This window comes from Plectonema cf. radiosum LEGE 06105, assembly GCF_015207665.1.
GTDB classification, from domain to species: Bacteria; Cyanobacteriota; Cyanobacteriia; order Cyanobacteriales; family Nostocaceae; genus Rivularia; species Rivularia radiosa_A.
The window spans coordinates 1-21,071 of the sequence record NZ_JADEWL010000036.1; the positions used below are offsets into that span (position 1 = coordinate 1).

A 21,071-nucleotide genomic window follows, 5' to 3' on the forward strand; every position below is an offset into this window, starting at 1 on the left:
TCCCCCCATCCCCCCATCCCCCCATCCTAATTACTGGGCGTTTTTCAAATTCTCGGCACCTTTAGTAACTTCAGCCTTTTCGATTTTGTCACCTTGCTGAATTTTGTTTACGATGTCCATTCCTTCGGTGACATTACCAAATACTGCGTAGTTACCATCTAAGAAAGGTAGGTTTGCCAATGTAAAGTAAAACTGCGAGGAAGCAGAGTTGGGCGATTGCGATCGCGCCATTGCTACGGCACCTGCTTTATGTTGTAATTCTGGGGGCTTACTAACATTTGCCATCTCAAGAGTTTTACCATAAATCGGTTCGCTTGCCCCTTGTGGCTTAATCTCTAAAGGGATAGTACGTTCGCTACCAGTTTGTTTATCTACATAACCACCAGTTCCGTTACCTTTGGGGTCACCACCTTGAGCTACAAATGGTTGGGGATCGCGTACTACTCTATGGAAAGTTAAGCCATCATATACGCCTTTTTGGACTAAATCTACAAAATTACCGGCGCTAATCGGAGCATTCGTTCCGTCTACTTCAATCGTGACTGGCGAACCATTAACAGTCATTACTACAGTAGCTTTGCCTTCTAGTCTCGGTAAATCATTCATTCCTGGAAAAGCCTCATTCTTTACTTCAGATGCAAGAGTCGCTTGTGCGGTTGTATCGTTGTCTGCTGCTGCCACTGTCGAGTCTGGAGAAGTAGAAACTGCTTCATTACCAGAACATCCGTTTAACATCAAAGCACCAACAATCAAAAGTGTAACCAAAAAATATTTAGGAGCCTTTAACAGCATTTTTAATACAAAACTCAACCCAAGTATCTTAGCCTTTATAGTAATTTAGGCAACAGTTACTCGATTTTGGAGTTAGGATTTGTCCTACCGACACGCTACGCGAATGGATTTTGGATTGCAAGAGTAATAGTTTGGAGTTTGGAGTTTGGAGTTTGGAGTTTGGAATTTGGAGTTAATAATTGCGTTGGCGCAGCCTTTGACCTTATTAAAGTCCTTCAAGCGGTACTCCCAAAAATTTCGCCAACTGAGCGCCTTGAGTTTCTAATTCTTTTAAGGACAAGGGTTGACCGACTCTTGTTAAAGGAATGTCTCGGCGACCTTTGACGCGCAAGTAAAGGGCGCGACGGGGGTTGATTCCTTCTTTGATGTCCACTCTTACCGATTGCGCGTCTTGAGTGGGACAGTCGATTTCAATGCGACGATTTTTACCTGGAAATCCCCAACGGAAAATCTTAATCTGACCTGTTTCCCTATTGAATTCGTTGTATCCGCCTCCTAAGTCCCATAAAATTGCTAACCACAAATATGAAGACAACAGCAAACCGGCAATGCCGTACAACCCCATTACTAAACCTTGAGGGAAGAATATCAACTGAGTTGCATCTGTGACTAAAAGTAAATTTTTGTGAAAATAACTGGACAAACCGGCTAGCAAGAAGCCCGTAGCTCCTAAAAAAACAACTGTTGCCCACCAGTAATTGCTAAATCTCCGAGAACCCAGAACCTTCTGTGTGAGGACATTACTGCCTTGAGAAATGATTGTTGATGCCGTCATGTCATTAATTTCGGTTTAAAGGTTATGAAAAATTCTCTATTACTACAAGTTTGCCACTGTCGCGATTAGCGAAGCTAGATGCCTTCAGCATATCGCTATTCTCATTTCTTTAGATTTTCTCACAAATTTAAGCTTTCTGAGAAAAGTTATGTCAAATTGTAAAAATTCTGATATTGATATATGTAGCAGGTTTACACTTAATGCTTGATTTTTGAGTGTAAATTAAGTACAAAAACTTGATTAATGTGATAAGTTAAGAATTATTAAGCAATCAAAGTCTGTGAATACAGTCTGTGATTGGGGTTTGGCACAACCCTGAGAAATAACTGCTCTTATGGTGGTATTTTCTCATAAAATTGACAGTATTAAAACTGTTGAGAGTGTCCAGATAAAAATGTCGTTTGCGTGGTAAACGTTGCAATTTTAGTAAAAGAGGATTTTTGTCCAAATGACTATCGCAGTTGGACGCGCCCCTAGTAGTAGAGGCTGGTTTGACGTACTCGATGACTGGTTAAAGCGAGATAGATTCGTATTTATCGGTTGGTCGGGTCTATTACTATTCCCCTGTGCCTACATGGCTCTAGGTGGATGGCTCACAGGTACAACTTTTGTATCGAGTTGGTATACCCACGGTTTAGCATCTTCCTACTTGGAAGGCTGTAACTTCTTGACCGTAGCAGTATCGACACCCGCAGACAGCATGGGACATTCTCTGTTGTTATTATGGGGTCCAGAAGCTCAAGGTGACTTTACCCGTTGGTGTCAATTGGGCGGTTTATGGCCGTTTGTGGCATTACACGGAGCCTTTGGTTTGATAGGCTTCATGTTGCGACAGTTCGAGATTTCCCGCTTGGTGGGAATTCGTCCTTACAACGCCATCGCATTTTCTGCACCAATTGCAGTATTTGTTAGCGTATTTTTGATGTACCCCTTGGGTCAATCTTCTTGGTTTTTTGCACCCAGCTTTGGAGTAGCAGCAATCTTCCGTTTCTTACTGTTTTTCCAAGGTTTCCATAACTGGACTTTGAATCCCTTCCACATGATGGGAGTAGCAGGAGTATTGGGTGGTGCGTTGTTGTGTGCAATTCACGGAGCCACCGTGGAAAACACCTTGTTTGAAGACGGAGACGGTTCTAACACCTTCCGTGCATTTGAACCAACCCAAGCAGAAGAAACCTATTCGATGGTGACAGCAAACCGTTTCTGGTCTCAGATTTTCGGTATTGCTTTCTCCAACAAACGCTGGTTACACTTCTTCATGTTGTTTGTACCAGTAACTGGGTTATGGATGAGCGCAGTAGGTGTAGTCGGTTTAGCGCTGAACCTACGTGCTTATGACTTCGTATCTCAAGAATTGAGAGCCGCAGAAGACCCAGAGTTTGAAACTTTCTATACGAAAAACATTTTGCTCAACGAGGGTATCCGCGCTTGGATGGCTCCTCAAGACCAACCCCACGAACAGTTTATATTCCCCGAGGAGGTATTGCCACGTGGTAACGCTCTCTAATAGACAAATGGTAATGGGAGCGGGCGGACGCGACCAACAAAGCACTGGCTTTGCTTGGTGGTCTGGTAACGCTCGTTTGATTAATCTTTCCGGTAAACTACTGGGCGCTCATGTTGCTCACGCTGGTTTAATCGTTTTCTGGGCTGGAGCAATGACCTTGTTTGAGGTTGCTCACTTCATTCCTGAAAAGCCGATGTACGAGCAGGGTTTAATTTTGCTACCTCACCTAGCAACTCTTGGTTGGGGTGTTGGTGCTGGTGGTGAAGTTATTGACACCTTTCCCTACTTTGTTGTTGGTGTACTCCACTTAATTTCTTCCGCAGTATTAGGTTTCGGCGGTATTTATCACGCCGTTCGCGGTCCAGAAACCTTAGAAGAATACTCTTCTTTCTTTGGTTATGACTGGAAAGATAAAAACAAAATGACCAACATCATTGGGTTCCATCTAATCATCTTGGGATGCGGTGCCTTGTTGTTGGTACTTAAAGCAATGTTCTTTGGTGGCTTGTACGATACTTGGGCACCCGGTGGTGGTGATGTCCGCGTCGTTACTAACCCAACCTTGAATCCGGCGACAATCTTCGGTTACTTGCTCAAGTCTCCCTTCGGTGGTGAAGGTTGGATAGTCAGCGTTGACAACCTTGAAGATATTGTTGGTGGTCATATTTGGGTTGCCATCATGTGTATTTTTGGTGGTATCTTCCACATTCTGACTAAGCCTTTCGGTTGGGCTCGTCGTGCTTTCATCTGGTCTGGTGAAGCATATCTATCTTACAGTTTGGGTGCTTTATCCTTAATGGGCTTTATCGCTTCCATTATGGTTTGGTACAACAATACTGCTTACCCCAGCGAATTCTTTGGTCCTACAGGTCCTGAAGCTTCTCAAGCTCAAGCTTTGACCTTCTTGATTCGCGACCAACGTTTGGGTGCAAACGTCGGTTCTGCTCAAGGTCCTACAGGTCTAGGTAAATACTTGATGCGTTCTCCTAGTGGTGAAATCATCTTTGGTGGTGAAACCATGCGCTTCTGGGATTTCCGTGGTCCTTGGTTAGAGCCTCTACGCGGTCCTAACGGTCTTGACTTAGAAAAAGTTAAAAATGACATTCAGCCTTGGCAGGCTCGTCGTGCTGCTGAATACATGACCCACGCACCTTTGGGTTCATTGAACTCTGTAGGTGGTGTTGCGACCGAGATTAACTCCTTTAACTACGTATCTCCTCGTGCGTGGTTGTCTACATCTCACTTCGTATTAGGTTTCTTCTTCCTAATCGGTCACTTATGGCACGCAGGTCGCGCTCGTGCGGCTGCTGGTGGTTTTGAGAAAGGTATTGACCGCGAAAGCGAACCAGTAATGTTTATGCCAAATCTAGACTAGTTTACCTAGTTTTAGAAGTTTAGTTACATGACAATCAGTTGCTCCCGTATAAAAGCGGGGGCTTTTTTAATTTTGGATTTTGGATACATTCGCGAGGCGAAGGTACAAGCTTTAGATTTTAGATTTTGGATTTTACAGGTTGTTTGAAAAGTATAAATTCAAGAAAATCTAATTACCCCATTCCAAAGTAATTTCGATATTACCTGTAGAAGCATCCTTGACAAGCAAAGGTGTGAGTTTACCGGATTCAATACTAACGTCTATCCCAAATCTGACACGAGCTTTATCAGGTTTTATCTTTTGTACGGTTTCGGCAATTTCTTTTGTTAGAGATTCTATCGCGCCAGTTATTTCGCTAAATGGTCGAGTTTGAAAAGTTAATTTACGTTCTCCAATAAGAGTAGCTTCAACTCTTACACTTGTACCATCACTCAATTCTACAGTAATAATTTTGTTTTGAAGTTCCATTCTTGTTTAACTGCATAGCCCTATGACAATAAAATATCAGTTATCAGTTATCAATTACTAATTATTAGTTAAAAGTTATATCGAAACCTACTTCAATATTTTCTAAGAATACAAAATAATTAATATTTTTTTAATCCAGGAAATAATGGTAATATAAAATAATTACCAAAAATATCACTGTTTGTTCATTGCTAATTGGTAATTATTCACTTCATCCAACATTCATTGCAGCTAAAAATGCTTTCTGACTAGCATCTTTGTATAATAAATTAAGATATTTCATGACAATATCTGTAGAATTTAAATTTGCTTGCTTGTCATCTTCTTTTGCTAAAGGAATTGAACCTAAAACATCTAGAACTGTTTCGCTAGTTGATGGTGCAATAACTACTAGAGAAGATTCTAATGGCTGATTATATTGCCAAAAATTCTCTAATTCTAAGGGAGTTTGTGTTTGATTAATTGATTCTTCAACTTGTGAAGTTTCTACTTCTGCATCTGTAACTTTAGCACTACGTAATTTACGTAAATCGCTGATAATTTGCTGTTTAGTGCGTCCTCGTAATTGAAATAATACAAATGGATCTTCACTAAAACGGTCGGCTAATTGATAATAAATCGCACCGATATGTTTGCAGGGGTTAGCTTTATCAGGACAAGAACATTTACTATGAACTTCGGACAAGGTAAAAGGAAATAGAGATAAGCCATTTGCTGTAAATACTTCTTCGATATTTTGCGGCATTTCTCCTGCTAATAATTTAGCCGCAAATATTGATTTTTGTGACATTGATTCCACAATAAAACCCCATTCTTCGTTGCTAAAGGAATCAAGAGAAAGAGAAACATTATAAGGTTCTGGTTCGCTTCCTTGTACATCAGCTAAGACTTTGGCATTCTCAAATTTTATGCTCAGGATATTTCCTTGACGTGCATAATTTCTAGCACGTTCTAAGCGCTTTTTAAAACGGTAAGAATCTAATAATTCTAACCATTTTTGCGACCACCATTCTCTTGATGCTTGAAAATCGTAATTTGCTTGCATGATAGGTTAAAAGGTCTGCATGTCAAAGGTTTAAGGTCAACAACCATCAACTGTCAACTGTCAACTGTCAACTGTCAACTGTCAACTAACTATCTTCCTCAATAACTGCATCGCGGTCAAGTATTAATAAATTGCGGAGTTGGTCGGTATCCATTTCGGTTAACCATTCTTCACCTGCACCTACAACTTGTTCTGCTAATTGTTTCTTACTTTCAATCATGTCGTGAATTTTTTCTTCTAAAGTACCAGTACAAACAAATTTATGTACCTGTACATTTTTTGTTTGACCGATACGAAATACCCTGTCTGTAGCTTGATTTTCTACTGCGGGATTCCACCATCTATCAAAGTGAAATACATGATTTGCACGGGTTAAATTTAAGCCGACACCACCTGCTTTTAAGGAAAGAATCATTACTTGGGGACCTTGGGGATCTTGTTGAAAACGGTCTACCATTTCATCGCGTTGTTTTTTGCTTGTACTACCATATAAAAATAATGTTTCTCGGTTAAAATGCTTTTCTAGATAGGGTTTAAGCAACTTACCCCACTCTGCAAACTGAGTGAAAATTAAAGCGCGATCGCCATTTAATATTACTTCTTCTAACATCTCTTCAAGACGCTGGAGTTTTACAGAATCATGGTGTTCTAATTTATCTTTTTTCAAGTATTGGGCTGGATGATTACAAATTTGTTTCAACTTCACAAGTAAGCCTAAAATCATTCCTCGACGTTGCAATCCTTCTGCATCATCAATTTGGCTTAAGGAATCTTCTACTACTTGTTGATAAAGCGTTGCTTGTTCGGGAGTTAAACCACAAAAAACAGTCATTTCCTGTTTTTCTGGTAAGTCTTGAATGATATCGCGGTCTGTTTTTAAGCGACGTAAAATAAAAGGTTGAACTAAGGAACGCAATTGTGATAAAGAAGAAGTATCACCATATTTTTCAATTGGCATGGCAAAACGTCGCTGAAAAAATTGTCGATTACCTAAATATCCGGGATTTAAAAAATCCATAATCGACCACAATTCCTGTAGTCTATTTTCTACTGGTGTACCCGTTAAAGCAATCCTAAATTCTGGTTCTAACTGTCGTACTGCTTGAGACTGTTTTGCTTCTGGATTCTTAATATTTTGAGCTTCATCTAAAGCAATTATCTGCCAAGGTACATCTTGTAATGACTTTAAATCGCGATGAACTAATGAGTAGCTGGTAATTACGATATTTGTGTTTTTGACAGCATTTTGAAATGTCTTTCCTTTGGGACGTTTATCACCGTGGTATTGTAAAACTTTGAGGTTTGGGGCAAACTTTTTGACTTCCCGTTCCCAGTTTCCTAATACGGAAGTCGGACAAACTAATAATATGGGATTTTCTAAGGCTGATTGTTCTTGTAAGTGCAGTAAAAAAGCGATGAATTGCACGGTTTTTCCCAAACCCATATCATCTGCTAAACAAGCACCTAAACCCCAACGTTCCAAAAATGACAGCCAAGACATTCCTCGTCGTTGATATGGTCGCAGTTCACCGCGAAAATTCGTAGGTGTTGGTAGCGATTCTATCTCTTGGTTATCTGTAAGATTTGTAATTAATTCCTGCAATGCTCCAGATGCTTCAAAGCTGACTACGGGTAATTTTTCAATAGTCTGGGTATCTCCGGAACCCAATCGCAGTGCATCTTCTAAGGAGAGTGCCATTTTATCTTTTCTGTCAGCAAAGAATGTCTGTGCTGTTTTGATATCTTGGGGGCGCAATTCTACCCACTCACCGTTGATTTCTACTAAGGGACTGTTTAAGGCTACAAGTTTGTCAAACTGCTGTTTGGAAAGAGTTTGTCCCCCGATTGCTAATTCCCATTGGAAATTAAGCAAACTTTGTAAACCCAAACGTTCGGTTTTTTTCGGCGTTTGAGCGCTGACTTTTAAACCTAAACGATTCGCCCAGCCATCGCGGTTTGCTAAGCTTGGAGGTAATACTACACCTAAACCGTTATCTTCAAACCGCCAAGTTACCGACTTAATAAAATCATATGCTTGCATCGGTTCGAGACGACAAAATTGAGGTAATGCTGTATCTAAACTGGGTGCAACGATTGGATAAAGCCGCGAAGCTAAACCTAAACCTCGTAAAAATGTTTCTTGGGGCTTGTCAATAATACGATTTTGATAAACTAACCGTTCAACCGGATGATTCCAAATGGTTTGTGCATCTAATAAAAATTTTTCATCATCAATCGCTTGCAGATAATACTCTAATAACCACTCAGTTTCCCCTGCTTCTGGAGTCCGCAATACAAAACAAGTGCGGAAAAGGCTTCTTTGTCCGAGTTGGTTTTGTAAAGGCATTGTCCAAGCATTCAGCGCTGCTTCTAGCCTTTCAACTTCGGAGGTATCTGCACTAATTGAGTTTTTATCGCTAGTCAATGCATATAACCATTGTCGGACTACAGATGGTACAGATGCTAGCAATCGAGTTTCTGCTGATGAAAGAGAATTTACCATGGTTCGCACTTGAGCATCTATGGTTTGATTCAGAAAATCTAGCAGTAGTTGTTCGGATTCCGGTGGTAAATTAATTGATGGGTAATCATCTGAATTATCTACTTGATATACCCGACATGACAAAGGCATCCCTCGCGAATATTTATCCAACCGACTTCCGTCAACGGCACTATCTAGAAGTGCTTCCCAACTAGCAATTTTAGACTTCTCGGTAGAATTATCTACATTCTCAATTTTGGGCAAAAATTTACATCTAGCAATTAAATCTAAACTCCAGCGAGCAACTTGCGACCAAAAACGTAAGTCTCCCCCGACAAAAGTTTGCTCATCATCGGCAACATTCATCGGTAAGGAAGTTAAAAATTTTATCGTCTCCCTGGGGTTCAAACAAAAACCATTCACTTGCCAAGGTTGTAAATATTGCGGCTTCCCTATTTCTCCTTGATTAACTCCCGAATGTAGGGGGTATATAAAATCAATATCCTGCTTTTTTTTCTTTTTCTTTTCTTGTTGAGGAATATGACTCGGTAAAGCAACCACAATAGACGATGCAGGCAAAGTTAGATCATCAGTAGCTGTAGCTTTGGTTTTTTTACCTGACTTGACCTTTGAATTTTCAGTTTTAGTTTGTACCCATTCTGTAGGAATTGCAAGATTACGAGAACGCAATAACTCTAATAATTCTAAGGGTGTCATAGCTCCATGATGAGACCGTACCCCCATTAATTCATCTTGATTAGAATTGGTATCTATAGAACGCCAAGTTTCTCCCCATACAAAAAAACAGCTACCTTGACCTTGTAGTAACCAACTACCGTGTAAAATTGCCATATGCCAATAACAGTCAAATTATTGTAGAACTAATACTTTTAACCAATTGATTCTGATGATTCTCAAAAAAATGTGATTTTTTAGTTGATATTCTCAGGCTATATCAGAGCTGATAAAAACTTATTAAATACAAAATAAATCAATATTCCTGGCGACTAGAAGTCGCGGCTACACAAACAAAACCCACCTGCGTGGGTTTAGAATCTGCCTTTGGGGACGAAAGCTTGTGTAGTCGCGTTCACTGAGCTTGTTCCGCAGGATATATTATATTCATTCGTCTATAGCATAGCGTGGCTTTAGCCATAAACTTTTAAAACATCCTCTAAGATACAATCAAACTCAATATTTATTTTCGCGATCGCAACAAACAATCCCTGATCTCAAATAATAATCTTAGCTAATGAGTGCAAAGTTTAACCTCATCCGATTTGATTTTTCTGGCGCTTATTTGTATAACATACATCAAAAAGCTATTTTTTCTGTTCAATTTAAGCCTACCGTTGTACAGCATAACTTGATCGAGGTTAACAAAAATGGATTACCCCTAGGAGTGAAGAGCGAATACTCAAACAAAGTAAAAAAACGATATATTGATGTATACTCGTCCATCAAGGCAACTGATTTATAAGTTACTGCGGCAAGCAAGAGAGCATAAATGTTAGGATTGCCACTGAGAGCGAATAGTGCATAGAAGGAAAAAAAACTGAATGGAAGAATTTGAAAAGTCAATATCCTTTGACGGACGGGATATTCGGCTGAAAGTTGGCTTGTTAGCTCCCCAGGCTGGCGGGTCTGTAATGATACAATCTGGGGATACAGCAGTATTAGTGACAGCGACGCGATCGCAAGCAAGACAAGGAATTGATTTTCTACCTTTAACTGTAGATTACGAAGAAAGATTATATTCAGCGGGTAGAATTCCTGGAGGTATTCTCAGAAGAGAAGGAAGACCTCCAGAAAAAGCAACTCTTACCAGTCGTTTGATTGACCGTCCTTTACGTCCTTTGTTCCCTTCTTGGTTACGAGATGACTTGCAAGTTATAGCAGTCACTCTTTCGGTAGATGAGCAAGTACCGCCGGATGTGCTAGCAGTTACTGGTGCAAGTATTGCGACCTTATTAGCAAAAATTCCCTTCAACGGACCGATGGCTGCGGTACGGGTTGGTTTGGTAGGAGATGATTTTGTGATTAATCCTACCTATGCAGAAGCTAGTGCTGGAGATTTGGATTTAATTGTCGCAGGTTCCCCCGATGGTGTAATTATGGTGGAAGCGGGAGCCAATCAGTTACCAGAACAAGATATTATCGAGGCAATTGAATTTGGTTACGAAGCCGTACAAGATTTAATCCAAGCACAACTTGATTTACTAGCAGAACTAGGTATCGAAATTATTAGTGAAGAACGACCCGAAGTAGACACCACTTTAGAAACATTTATTCGGGATCGTGCTACTGATAGTATCAAAAAAATTCTCTCACAATTCGATTTTACTAAAACTGAACGTGATCAAGCTTTGGATGTGGTAAAAGCTGAAATTTCCTCTTCAATTGAGGAGTTACCAGAGGAAGACTCGATTCGAGTTGCAGCAACCGAAGATAGTAAAGCACTCGATAATACCTTTAAAGCCATAACTAAAAAGTTGATGCGCCGTCAAATCGTTGAAGATAATGTTCGCGTTGATGGTCGTAAACTCGATCAAGTTCGTCCGGTATCGTGTCAAGTAGATATTTTGCCAAAACGAGTTCACGGTAGCGGTTTATTTAACCGAGGACTCACCCAAGTCTTATCTATTTGTACCTTGGGAACGCCCGGAGATGCTCAAAACTTAAACGACGACTTGCAACCAGATCAGCAAAAGCATTACCTACACCATTATAACTTCCCACCATTTTCTGTTGGGGAAACCAAACCTTTACGTCCCCCTGGACGAAGAGAAATTGGTCACGGTGCCCTAGCAGAACGGGCTTTATTGCCTGTATTACCACCAAAGAATGAATTTCCTTACGTACTTCGAGTAGTATCCGAGGTGCTTTCTTCTAACGGTTCAACATCAATGGGTTCGGTGTGTGCTTCAACTTTAGCCTTAATGGATGCAGGAGTACCTATTAGTAAACCCGTCAGTGGTGCAGCGATGGGTTTAATAAAAGAAGAAGATGGCTTCCGCGTTTTAACAGATATTCAGGGTATAGAAGATTTCTTAGGTGACATGGATTTTAAAGTCGCCGGTACCGATACTGGTATTACCGCACTGCAAATGGACATGAAAATTTCTGGTTTATCTCTGGAGATTATCGCTCAAGCCATTCATCAAGCCAAAAGTGCGCGATTGCACATTTTGGAAAAAATGCTTGTCTGTATCGATAAACCGCGTGAAGAAATGTCACCCTTTGCTCCACGGTTATTAACCATCAAGATTGATTCAGATATGATCGGTTTGGTGATTGGTCCTGGAGGTAAAACCATCAAGGGAATTACTGAAGAAACAGGTGCCACAATCGACATACAAGACGATGGTACCGTGACAATTGCTGCCGTGGATGAGAATAAAGCGAAAAAGGCTCGCTTGATCATTCAATCAATGACGCGCAAGCTCAATGAAGGCGATGTTTACGCTGGTAGAGTAACTCGAATTATCCCAATTGGTGCCTTTGTCGAGTTTTTACCCGGTAAAGAAGGGATGATTCACATTTCCCAACTAGCCGACTACCGAGTTGGAAAAGTTGAAGATGAAGTTGCTGTTGGCGATGAAGTAATTGTCAAAGTTAGGGAACTTGACAGCAAAGGAAGGATAAATCTTACCCGCTTAGGCATTCATCCAGAACAAGCCGCTGCGGCGCGAGAAGCAGCCGCTAACGCTTAAATCAGTTATCAGTTACCAGTATCACTATTGAGCGACTTATGGTGGCAGATTTAAATCCGCTACCAACGCATACCACCTTATTAATGGGAAACGCGGGGCTTTTCCGGCTCAATAGATTATTGTTTACTGTCCACTGTTAAAAGTTCGGGATTTTAGATTTTAAGGACAATTGTACTAAGTGTCCGGAATCATAAATCTAAAATCCGCGCTGTAATTTGCAAGAAAACATTAGGCAGAGTCCTCACCTACAATGAAGTTTAGGTGGGGTAAGCCAGAAAAATGATTGAGTGATTACATCAAAAAAATTTTGCCATTTTAAATTTACTTCATAAATTTTTAAAAGCCATTTATACTTTAGATTTAAGTTATGTTAACTATAGGATTTAGACAACATTAGTCAAAAATCCCCCTAACCCTGCTTGAAAAATGGGGGCTTTGTGTAAATCCTTTTATAGTAAAAATTATTAACCAGTCAATATTGCAATCAATCGTGAGTTCTAAACGACTACCGAAAACTACAGCCCACGTGCGAATTACCCGACAATCGTGGCAAAACAGTCTATTAGAAGGTGAAGTAAAAGCAGGTGAGTTTGAATGGCAATTTCAATGGCATTTTAGTCAAGCTGAGTTGTCAATTACACCTTCTCAAGGTCGAGCATTAATCAAAGAACCTCTCAGCCGCTTTTTAGAACAAAAAGATTATCAACTCGAACCGGGAGGAGATTACGTTTTTACAATTCGCTCTGAAATTTAAATCAATCAAAAATCAACAACGATCAATTATTGATTAGAAGTTTTAAATTCATAATTCTTAACTCCTAACTCATAACTCCTAACTCCCAACTCCTAACTCCCAACTCCTAACTCCTAACTCCTAACTCCCAACTCCTAACTCCCAACTCCTAACTCCTAACTTTTAATCTACTCAGTCAAGCGATTAAGATATCTTTCAATTAGCAAAATAGCAACAATATCATCTATGGGACGTGGTGGAGTTCGCATTCCCTTGGGTAATAGTTTGGTTAATCCTTTGGGTGGGTACATCAACCAATAGCGATCGCGTGCTTCCAAACTTGTATAGCGCTCGTCTACTAAAATAATATTTACCGTCGGAGATAAATTTTCTTGTATTTGTTGTTTCCAAAGTTTTGCTGTAGTTTGGTCTCCCATAACTAACAAAGAAATTGGATATTTCTGATACAAACTTTTAATAGTGGCGATCGCTGTTGATGATGATACAACTTCGTGATATTGTAGTTGTCTATCAAGTCCCATCACGGCTACACCGCACTTATCTCTACCGGGATCAAAACCCAAAATCACCGAATCGGAAGGTGAAAATTTACGGGAATTCATAGAAAATCAGGCTTAAGGTTTAAGGTCTAAGGTTTAAGGTCTAAGGTCAAAGGTTTAAGGTCAAAGGTCAAAGGTCAAAGGTTTAAGGTCTAAGGTCAAAGGTCTAAGGTTTAAGGTTTAAGGTCTAAGGTCTAAGGTTTAAGGTCTAAGGTTTTAACTGGCTATTGCCTACTCCCTATTCCCTAGTCTCTATCAAAAACCAAATTTTGAGATTATTTTGATTTTAAGTACTAAATATTATTTGCCCATTTAAAATTGCCACTAGTTTAACTTTTAATGGTCCGGCTCTGTAAGTATCTTGAGCGGCAACGGCTTTAATATCTAATGATTGATTGTACTGCCGTAATAAAGCTACAAATCGAATAAAAGTACCTTCTATTTGAATATTTTCTAAAATACCCGCATTACGGGCGCGAAATTGGGAGGCTGAAATTAATAACTCTAGTCGCTGTCTGACCTGATCTGGTGTCATAGTTTGCGGATCTGCTGTTGTAGTAGCTAGCACTTCACCTCTTTGAAATACTATTTCGTTAGTTGCTGCATCTGCAAAGAATTCGATGCGCTTTTCTCCTCTGACATAGTTACCTGCGGAAAAAATTCGCACCACGTATTCTCTACCGTCATCAATCTGCTTGCTCAATTGCTGAATTTGTTTTGCAGTAGCAAATAAAATTGATTGCTGATCGTTTTTGCCAGAGTTACTTCCGGGTTCGCTTAATTGTTGGACAGCTGAACGGTTGGCTTCTTGCAATAACTTAATTACCGCTTGCTCTGCTGCATCGGGTTTTTCGACACTAACTACTGCTTCAGCAATAACTTGTCCGCGTACCAAAGCCAATTTACCCAACCGCAAATCGCGATTGGATTGACCCAATTTTGTCAGTTGCTGTTCTAAAGAAGCTTGCTGTCTTTCTAAATCCGAAAGACGAGCTTGCTTTTCGTTTATGACTATTTGACGCTGAGCAATCATTTTCTCCCGTGAAGCGATTTCTGAATTTCGCTCTTGGATTTGCTTATCAAGCTGAGCAATTTTTTGATCGCGCTTTTCAATGGCTTCTTGACGTTTATCTAATTCGCGATCGCGTTTGTTGATGGCAGTTTCTGCTTGCTCTAAGGCAAGTTTCGCTTCTAAATATAATCGCCGTCTTTCTGCCCTTAACTGCTTGATTTCCTTGATTTGGTTGTTTCTTTCATCAATAATGCTTTGCAGTTCTTCAATGGCTTTTTTGTAGCGAATTGCAACTTGATTTAGTTTCGACTGAGTACCTTGCAATAAAGCTTGAGTACGGGCTTGCTGCTTGAGGGTTTCATTGAGTTGGGCTTGAGTTTGACGTTGCTTGGTATTTGCAGCTTGCAGAGAACGGTTAATTATCTGCAAATCTTGTTCGGCTTGCGCTTGCTGCTTCCTAGCTTGTTCTAACTCATTTTTAGTAATTTCTAAATTACTCGTCGTACCTTCAAGTTGTTCTCGCTTCAGTCTCAAATCTCTTTGGATGTCCTCAAGCTCAAACACTCCCTTACGCAATCCTTCGTCAACCAAAAATAAACTCGCTAAAGTCGATGCCGAAATACCTATTCCCGTAAGAATTGTCACTAAAACCGCAGTCCTTTTAGGACGCAGGTTGAACAGTGAGAGCCGTTTTTTGCCTACCCGTGTGCCAATGCGATCGCCGACGGTGGCAATTACTCCTCCCAAAATCAAAATTGCCGTTATGAGGATAAACGCGGTGGTCATATAATAATCGTGCCGAATTCATCCTTCCACATACAAGCCTACTACTTCCAGTTATTGTGTGTGAGCAAAGGCAAATAAGGCAAGAGCTGAATATACTTTATTTTCAGGTTGACCTGATTTTTATTGCCAAAAGTCTCCAAACACCTCTGGAAATTTATCGGAAAATACAATTAAAAATTTTCAATAAATTGGTAGCAGACTCAATTATCATTCATCTGCTACCAAAATAAAAGCATCTGTAATCTCAACTGGATAATTTAGTAGTTGTTGGTAAGATTATTTCAGATGTTTTTTTCACAATCAAATCAAGTTTACGGCGGAATATACCGCACTATTAATACCTCCGATTAACCTTTATTAGACGTTCAAGGGCATCAAGCTGCTTTAAGTAAATTGCCGACTTAAAGTAACTGGCTTATGTACAGTGATTTTCTTTTTGTGTATTGAAATCATCTTCTTTTCTCGTAAATCGCCTAACAATCTTGTAACGGTAACGCGAGTAGAACCAATTGCTTCGGCAATCGCTTGATGAGATAACTTTAAATCTATTGTTATGCCATCAGCACAAGGAACTCCAAAATCTCGACACAGAATTAGTAAAAAACTCACTAATCTCGAACCCATATCTCGGTGAGCAAGAGTTTCAATCATCATCTCTGTCTGTAATATCCGCGAAGAAAGTCCTCGCAGCATCAACATCGATAATTCCGGATTCTCTTTGAGTGCTTGCTCTACTTGTTCGATTGGAGCCGAGAGTAATTCTACTGGCGTGAATGCTACTGAATGATAAAACCGATCTGATTTGTTTCCCGTCAATAAAGACAAAACTCCGAAAACGCTATTTTCTCGTAGTAGCGCCACCGTTATTTCTTCTCCTGCCTCGTACACCCTGGAGAGCTTCACGGCACCTTTAAGAAGAAAATAAACTCGTTCGGCTGGATCGCCGGGAAAAAATATAGTTTTATTGCGTTCAAAGGTTTCTACAACTGGTGGAAAAGCTCCAGTTGCCATTTGACGAAACACATTTGCGAGGGCTTTATCTTGCGTCACAATCATCTCCCTTCCCCTACCCAATGCCGGAAAAATAAAACAGATTACCGTATATTACACCTGAAAAATCAATATTGCATTGTTAACCTTTTTGTACTTTCCTATACTTAACCTTAGAAACTCATTACCATTTGTTCATCATAATACATAATTTCTAGCTCTTGGATCTACTAATTTTTAAGAGTTATTTAGCTAGTTGATAGAAGTAAATATTTTTGATGAAGAAATATTTAAAATATCATAAAAAATCAGCAGCGTTCAAATCAGCATACTTTTAATAACATTGATTGCAACATCGGATAAATTGAATTTAGAAGTAAGAATTATCGGTCTAATATCTAGTATGCTCAACCATGAACCATTATTAAATAGGTAACTTTTATGCTGGATCTAACTGGGAAAAACGCGCTGGTTACAGGTATTGCTAATAACCGTTCTATCGCTTGGGGTATTGCCCAACAATTACATAAAGCAGGAGCAAATATTGGTATTACCTACTTACCTGATGAAAAAGGCAAAATGGAAAAAAAAGTTGCGGATTTAGTCGAGCCGCTTTCTCCTAGCCTGTTTTTACCGTGTAATGTCCAAGATGATCAGCAAGTAAAATCGACTTTTGATACCATCAAGGAAAAATGGGGTTCTTTGGATATTTTGATTCATTGTCTTGCTTTCGCGAAAAAAGACGACTTAACCGGAGGATTTAGCGAAACTTCTCGTGCAGGGTTTAATTTAGCTTTGGAAATCAGTTCTTATTCTCTAGCGCAATTAGCTGGTGCAGCTAAACCTTTAATGTCCCAAGGAGGAAGTATTGTCACTCTTACCTATTTGGGTGGTGTCAGAGCAATTCCTAATTACAATGTCATGGGTGTTGCTAAAGCAGCTTTAGAATCTAGTGTGCGTTACCTTGCTGCGGAATTGGGAGAGCAAAATATTCGCGTCAATGCAATTTCCGCTGGTCCCATCCGTACTTTAGCTTCTAGCGCGGTCGGCGGTATTTTAGATATGATTCATCATGTAGAGCAAGTTGCTCCCCTGAAGCGTACTGTGACTCAGCTAGAAGTGGGTAATGCCGCTGCTTTCTTATCTAGCGATTTAGCAAGTGGTATCACTGGTCAAGTTTTGTATGTAGATGCAGGTTACGAAATCATGGGGATGTAATTGCGATCGCGCTTACATTTTGAGAATATCTTTAGTTTGTAGGTTGTAGTAATCCAAAATCCAAAACTTGTGCTGAACTGTAGTGCTGAACTGTAGGTTGGGTTAGACGCACGAAAAATACTGGTTTTCAACTAGAAATTATCTGAAGCGTCGTAACCCAACATTTTATTTATTAGTTAGCTATTAAGTCTGAGATGTTGGGCTAAAAGCCCACCTTAATCTGAAGATAAACCATAATTTACTCCTGCGCTTTTAACTTAATCTACGAATTAGTTAATATCTAAAATTCAAAATTAATTTAATCGAGGGATAATATATCTACAGTTTTTGATATGTACGGCTACTATGCGCTCAATTGAACATACCCCTATCACACCAGATCGCGATCGCAATATTAATAATAATCCTCGAACTGCCACCGTTTCTCGTACTACTGGGGAAACAGATGTGCAAGTAACCGTCAATTTGGATGGTACGGGTAATTGTAACGCTCAAACCGGCATTCCGTTTTTAGACCATATGTTACATCAAATATCTTCCCACGGACTGATTGACTTGGAAGTCATAGCTAAGGGAGATTGGGAAATTGACGACCATCACACTAATGAAGATGTCGGTATTACATTAGGAAAAGCTATCTTCAAAGCACTTGGCGATCGCAAAGGTATTGTCCGTTTCGGTCATTTTGTCGCTCCCCTTGATGAAGCTTTAGTTCAGGTCGCTTTAGACTTTTCGGGAAGACCTCATTTAACTTACGGTTTACAAATTCCTACCCCAAGAGTCGGAAATTACGACACTCAATTAGTAAGGGAATTTTTTGTCGCGATCGCAAACAATAGCCAAATGACGCTGCATATTCGTCAACTTGATGGTATCAATTCTCATCATATTATCGAAGCAACATTTAAAGCTTTTGCTAGAGCAATGCGAATGGCTACAGAAATCGATGAACGACGTGCAAGTACTATTCCCAGTTCTAAGGGAGTTTTATAATTCCTGCTTAAAAGTCTTGACAAAAATATCTACCTAATTTAAGTTAGGTGACATGGGTAAAGAGGTAAGTAAAAATTCATCGAGAGAAGCGGTTATCAACGTGGCTCAAGAATTGTTTGTAGCACGTGGGTATACCTCTGTCACCCTAAAGGATATTGCCGAACGGCTTGGTATCAAACAAGCGTCACTGTATTATTACTTTCCCGGAGGTAAGGAGGATTTGTTTGTGGAAGTTACCATACATCACCTCGAACAGCGACGACAAGGGTTAGAACAAGTTATTGCGAAGGTATCTTCCCTAGAATTGGAAGATTGCCTAAATCAGTTAGCGAAATGGCTTTTAACTCAACCTCCACTCCATGTGAGTCGTCTAGTTGATTCGGATTTACCTGCACTCCCCAAGGAAAAAGCAGCCCAAATAGAATCGGTAATGGATCGATCTGTGATTCCTGCGATCGCAGAATTATTTTCTCGCTACCATCACGGTTTGCGAGCCGAGCCATTCTATATAGCAGCTACATTTTTAGCTGTGATCGAACCAATCCGGACTTTTAAACAATACAGTCCCAACGGTGAACAACAGATGATTGCTAAGTCGATTAATTTATTTCTCCACGGTGTAGTTGAGAAATAATTTTTTTTGCAATTTTGCCTAACTAATATTAGGTAGATTGAACGATTAAATTAAATTCAATGATGGGTTGCGATTCATGAAAATAAAAACCATATTGACTTGTTTGACGCTCACAGTTTTGAGCGTTCTGATGACGGTTGTGACACCTGTAATGGCACAACAGCCTCCAGATATAGATATACCGGGTGCAACTTCAATTGTCACTGAAGAAGATAATCAAATTCTCGCAAGGGTAACTTCTCAAGAAGGGATACCCACTTCACCAGAATTAAAATCCGTATTAAATCAAACAGTAGAACTGAAAGATTTTGGAACCATTGCTTTTAGAAGTCCGCTAAAATCCAGTTCAAAAAAGGCGACACCCGTTGTGTTGTTTCATGGTATTTTCGGGGGAGTTAGTCACCGACAATTTCGCCAACTCCGAGCCTCTTTAGATCAAGCAGGTGTCCCAGTTTACATTATGGATTTGCCGGGAGTAGGTCGTTCAGCAAAGCCCAAAACGACCTATAATTTGGAAAAAATCGACCAGTTTATCAGCGAATTTCTCAGAGAAGTTGTAGGTCGTCCCGCAAACGTAGTCACAACAGATACTACAACCCTGAGTGGATTGCAAGTTGCAGCACAAAATCCCGATTTAGTCAAGTCATTAGTAATCATCTCTCCCTATGGGATTAACAATCTTGCATCACCACCGACAGAAAGTCAAAATAAGGGATATCAGCAAACATTAGAAACCGATGATGCAGCCATATGGGTTAATTTGTTGTTACCAGACAACATCAGACCATTTAACCAAGCTGGATTTTCCCAGCCATCTTTTTTAGAGAAAAACGGTGATATTCTCATTGAAGAAGCATTGATTGAGCGTCCTAACATTGAACAACGCTGGATAAGCTATGCATTTATTTTTGGTCAATTTTTTCGTACCTTTGCTGAAGCTAGTAAGGACGTGAAAGTTCCGGTGTTGGCAATTTTTGGTGCAGATTACAAACCAATACCAGGGAATCCTCCCATTGAACCCGATCGAGCAGAGCAGTTTCGACAAATTCGTCCTGACTTTAAATATTTAGAAATTCCCCAAGGAAGTACATTAGTAGCAATAGAGCAACCGGATGTGGTAGCTAAAGCGATTATGGAGTTTTCTTGTGGTAGAAATTGTTCTGAATAGGGAATAGGGTTGGGGGGAATAGTCAACACAGCCCTGGGGTAAGAAGTCGGGTTTCTATAAGGATTGTCTGTTAATACTGATATTTATCCTAAAAACCCGACTTCTGCAATTATTCTCTTAGCGAATGCTGGAACGCAGGTTACTCAGATTAGAGAAATATTTTTGACTTTTATTTTTACCTGATTTTTCCCTATATTTAATACTATCTGCCTCACTTTTGATTATATAAAATAGCTGATTTTTTCCTGTTGGTATTGAGATTTATGTGAGCCATTATTTGGATACAAAGCAAATTAGTTTTGCTTTTAAATACCACATTAATTATCAAATCAAGAGGTAATAAATATGCAAGTTAAATCAGTTGTATCTACAGCTTTAATACTCGGTGTTGTTGCTTTATCACCAGTGGTAAATACCAATCCCGCGACAGCATCATCCTCTAATAGACCTTATTGTACAGCAACATCGAATCAAGGTTATACTTGGTGGACATGGACTGTTGATAGTGTGGAGAAAGCTTGTTTTATTGCTTTTACTAAAATTTTAAATTCTGGTCAAAGTGTGGATAAAGCAGAATGGGGAGATTACAAAGTAAATGGTTTGAATAAAGGAAAACTTACTTGTAAACAAGGAAGTAAAAATGTCACGGGAACAGGAAGTACAGTTTTTGAAAATGGTTTGAATATGGGTAAAACTTTGGGTTGGGGTAGCTGTACGATGAAAATTACAAATTAATAATAATTAACTTGAGTTCGATGCAATTAAGTTGCAATCATTATCAAGTCGGGTTTTACGATAATTATCTGTAATACATTTACAA

General features: G+C 39.7%; 17 protein-coding genes. 9 read left to right on the forward strand and 8 right to left on the reverse strand.

All coding sequences use genetic code 11. The features are described from left to right. Positions 1 to 30: 30 nt before the first annotated feature. Positions 31 to 792 (reverse strand): peptidylprolyl isomerase, encoded by a 762-nt coding sequence (locus IQ247_RS12980; protein WP_193920581.1) that lies wholly within the window; start codon positions 790 to 792, stop codon positions 31 to 33. A gap of 205 nt (positions 793 to 997) precedes the next feature. Continuing rightward, positions 998 to 1,567: a photosystem I assembly protein Ycf4 gene (locus tag IQ247_RS12985; protein ID WP_193920582.1), complete on the reverse strand. Its 570-nt coding sequence runs from the start codon at positions 1,565 to 1,567 to the stop codon at positions 998 to 1,000. Between the two features lie 448 nt (positions 1,568 to 2,015). On the opposite strand from IQ247_RS12985, the gene psbD reads away from it, so the two are divergent. Then, the gene (psbD, locus tag IQ247_RS12990; protein WP_193920583.1) at positions 2,016 to 3,074 is read left to right on the forward strand and encodes a photosystem II reaction center subunit D2; all 1,059 of its coding nucleotides are present in this window, start codon (positions 2,016 to 2,018) and stop codon (positions 3,072 to 3,074) included. Further along, positions 3,058 to 4,449, forward strand: coding sequence for a photosystem II reaction center protein CP43 (gene psbC / locus IQ247_RS12995; protein WP_193920585.1), 1,392 nt, complete (start codon positions 3,058 to 3,060; stop codon positions 4,447 to 4,449). Before psbD ends, psbC begins: the two co-directional genes overlap by 17 nt. A 168-nt stretch (positions 4,450 to 4,617) precedes the next feature. Here the strand turns inward: psbC and IQ247_RS13000 are convergent, their stop codons facing one another. The 3 genes from IQ247_RS13000 to IQ247_RS13010 all read right to left on the reverse strand — a co-directional run bounded on the left by IQ247_RS13000 (position 4,618) and on the right by IQ247_RS13010 (position 9,296). Then, complete coding sequence (locus IQ247_RS13000; RefSeq protein WP_193920587.1) at positions 4,618 to 4,917, reverse strand: CU044_2847 family protein; 300 nt, start codon at positions 4,915 to 4,917, stop codon at positions 4,618 to 4,620. Positions 4,918 to 5,128: 211 nt separating this feature from the next. Further along, complete coding sequence (locus IQ247_RS13005; protein WP_193920589.1) at positions 5,129 to 5,962, reverse strand: SWIM zinc finger family protein; 834 nt, start codon at positions 5,960 to 5,962, stop codon at positions 5,129 to 5,131. 85 nt (positions 5,963 to 6,047) lie between these two features. Beyond that, a complete protein-coding gene (locus IQ247_RS13010; protein ID WP_193920590.1) occupies positions 6,048 to 9,296 on the reverse strand; it encodes a sll1366 family intein-prone helicase in 3,249 nt (1,082 codons plus the stop codon). Positions 9,297 to 10,003: 707 nt separating this feature from the next. Between IQ247_RS13010 and IQ247_RS13015 the strand changes: the two genes are divergently transcribed. Beyond that, entirely contained in the window at positions 10,004 to 12,157 is a 2,154-nt protein-coding gene (locus tag IQ247_RS13015) for a polyribonucleotide nucleotidyltransferase (protein WP_193920592.1), read from the forward strand. Between the two features lie 490 nt (positions 12,158 to 12,647). After that, on the forward strand, positions 12,648 to 12,911 hold the full coding sequence (locus IQ247_RS13020) for a DUF3146 family protein (RefSeq protein ID WP_193920594.1): 264 nt from the start codon (positions 12,648 to 12,650) through the stop codon (positions 12,909 to 12,911). Between the two features lie 167 nt (positions 12,912 to 13,078). Here the strand turns inward: IQ247_RS13020 and IQ247_RS13025 are convergent, their stop codons facing one another. From IQ247_RS13025 to ntcA, 3 genes are all read right to left on the reverse strand, one after another. Continuing rightward, positions 13,079 to 13,513 carry a pre-16S rRNA-processing nuclease YqgF gene (locus IQ247_RS13025; RefSeq protein WP_193920596.1) on the reverse strand — a complete coding sequence of 145 codons (435 nt, stop codon included), beginning with the start codon at positions 13,511 to 13,513 and terminating at the stop codon, positions 13,079 to 13,081. 223 nt (positions 13,514 to 13,736) lie between these two features. Continuing rightward, complete coding sequence (locus IQ247_RS13030; protein ID WP_193920598.1) at positions 13,737 to 15,248, reverse strand: DUF3084 family protein; 1,512 nt, start codon at positions 15,246 to 15,248, stop codon at positions 13,737 to 13,739. A 384-nt stretch (positions 15,249 to 15,632) separates the two neighbouring features. Next, positions 15,633 to 16,298, reverse strand: coding sequence for a global nitrogen regulator NtcA (gene ntcA / locus IQ247_RS13035; protein WP_445974525.1), 666 nt, complete (start codon positions 16,296 to 16,298; stop codon positions 15,633 to 15,635). A gap of 381 nt (positions 16,299 to 16,679) precedes the next feature. On the opposite strand from ntcA, the gene fabI reads away from it, so the two are divergent. The 5 genes from fabI (at position 16,680) to IQ247_RS13060 (ending at position 20,986) form a co-directional block, all read left to right on the forward strand. Next, complete coding sequence (gene fabI / locus IQ247_RS13040; protein WP_193920600.1) at positions 16,680 to 17,456, forward strand: enoyl-ACP reductase FabI; 777 nt, start codon at positions 16,680 to 16,682, stop codon at positions 17,454 to 17,456. A 345-nt stretch (positions 17,457 to 17,801) separates the two neighbouring features. Then, entirely contained in the window at positions 17,802 to 18,449 is a 648-nt protein-coding gene (gene hisB, locus IQ247_RS13045) for an imidazoleglycerol-phosphate dehydratase HisB (RefSeq protein ID WP_193920602.1), read from the forward strand. Positions 18,450 to 18,501: 52 nt separating this feature from the next. Beyond that, positions 18,502 to 19,083 (forward strand): TetR/AcrR family transcriptional regulator, encoded by a 582-nt coding sequence (locus IQ247_RS13050; protein ID WP_193920604.1) that lies wholly within the window; start codon positions 18,502 to 18,504, stop codon positions 19,081 to 19,083. A gap of 76 nt (positions 19,084 to 19,159) precedes the next feature. Continuing rightward, positions 19,160 to 20,251 (forward strand): alpha/beta fold hydrolase, encoded by a 1,092-nt coding sequence (locus tag IQ247_RS13055; protein ID WP_193920606.1) that lies wholly within the window; start codon positions 19,160 to 19,162, stop codon positions 20,249 to 20,251. Positions 20,252 to 20,596: 345 nt separating this feature from the next. After that, positions 20,597 to 20,986, forward strand: a complete 390-nt coding sequence (locus IQ247_RS13060; RefSeq protein ID WP_193920608.1) for a hypothetical protein — start codon at positions 20,597 to 20,599, stop codon at positions 20,984 to 20,986. Positions 20,987 to 21,071: the final 85 nt, after the last annotated feature.

Excerpts from the sequence above, each read along its gene's own strand:
- fabI (WP_193920600.1), top strand. The coding sequence starts at position 16,680 with ATGCTGGATCTAACTGGGAAAAACGCGCTGGTTACAGGTATTGCTAAT.
- IQ247_RS13005 (WP_193920589.1), bottom strand. The coding sequence starts at position 5,962 with ATGCAAGCAAATTACGATTTTCAAGCATCAAGAGAATGGTGGTCGCAA.
- IQ247_RS13010 (WP_193920590.1), bottom strand. The coding sequence starts at position 9,296 with ATGGCAATTTTACACGGTAGTTGGTTACTACAAGGTCAAGGTAGCTGT.
- hisB (WP_193920602.1), top strand. The coding sequence starts at position 17,802 with ATGCGCTCAATTGAACATACCCCTATCACACCAGATCGCGATCGCAAT.
- IQ247_RS13060 (WP_193920608.1), top strand. The coding sequence starts at position 20,597 with ATGCAAGTTAAATCAGTTGTATCTACAGCTTTAATACTCGGTGTTGTT.
- psbD (WP_193920583.1), top strand. The coding sequence starts at position 2,016 with ATGACTATCGCAGTTGGACGCGCCCCTAGTAGTAGAGGCTGGTTTGAC.
- IQ247_RS13015 (WP_193920592.1), top strand. The coding sequence starts at position 10,004 with ATGGAAGAATTTGAAAAGTCAATATCCTTTGACGGACGGGATATTCGG.
- IQ247_RS13050 (WP_193920604.1), top strand. The coding sequence starts at position 18,502 with ATGGGTAAAGAGGTAAGTAAAAATTCATCGAGAGAAGCGGTTATCAAC.
- IQ247_RS13055 (WP_193920606.1), top strand. The coding sequence starts at position 19,160 with ATGAAAATAAAAACCATATTGACTTGTTTGACGCTCACAGTTTTGAGC.
- IQ247_RS13025 (WP_193920596.1), bottom strand. The coding sequence starts at position 13,513 with ATGAATTCCCGTAAATTTTCACCTTCCGATTCGGTGATTTTGGGTTTT.
- IQ247_RS13030 (WP_193920598.1), bottom strand. The coding sequence starts at position 15,248 with ATGACCACCGCGTTTATCCTCATAACGGCAATTTTGATTTTGGGAGGA.
- IQ247_RS12985 (WP_193920582.1), bottom strand. The coding sequence starts at position 1,567 with ATGACGGCATCAACAATCATTTCTCAAGGCAGTAATGTCCTCACACAG.
- IQ247_RS13000 (WP_193920587.1), bottom strand. The coding sequence starts at position 4,917 with ATGGAACTTCAAAACAAAATTATTACTGTAGAATTGAGTGATGGTACA.
- IQ247_RS12980 (WP_193920581.1), bottom strand. The coding sequence starts at position 792 with ATGCTGTTAAAGGCTCCTAAATATTTTTTGGTTACACTTTTGATTGTT.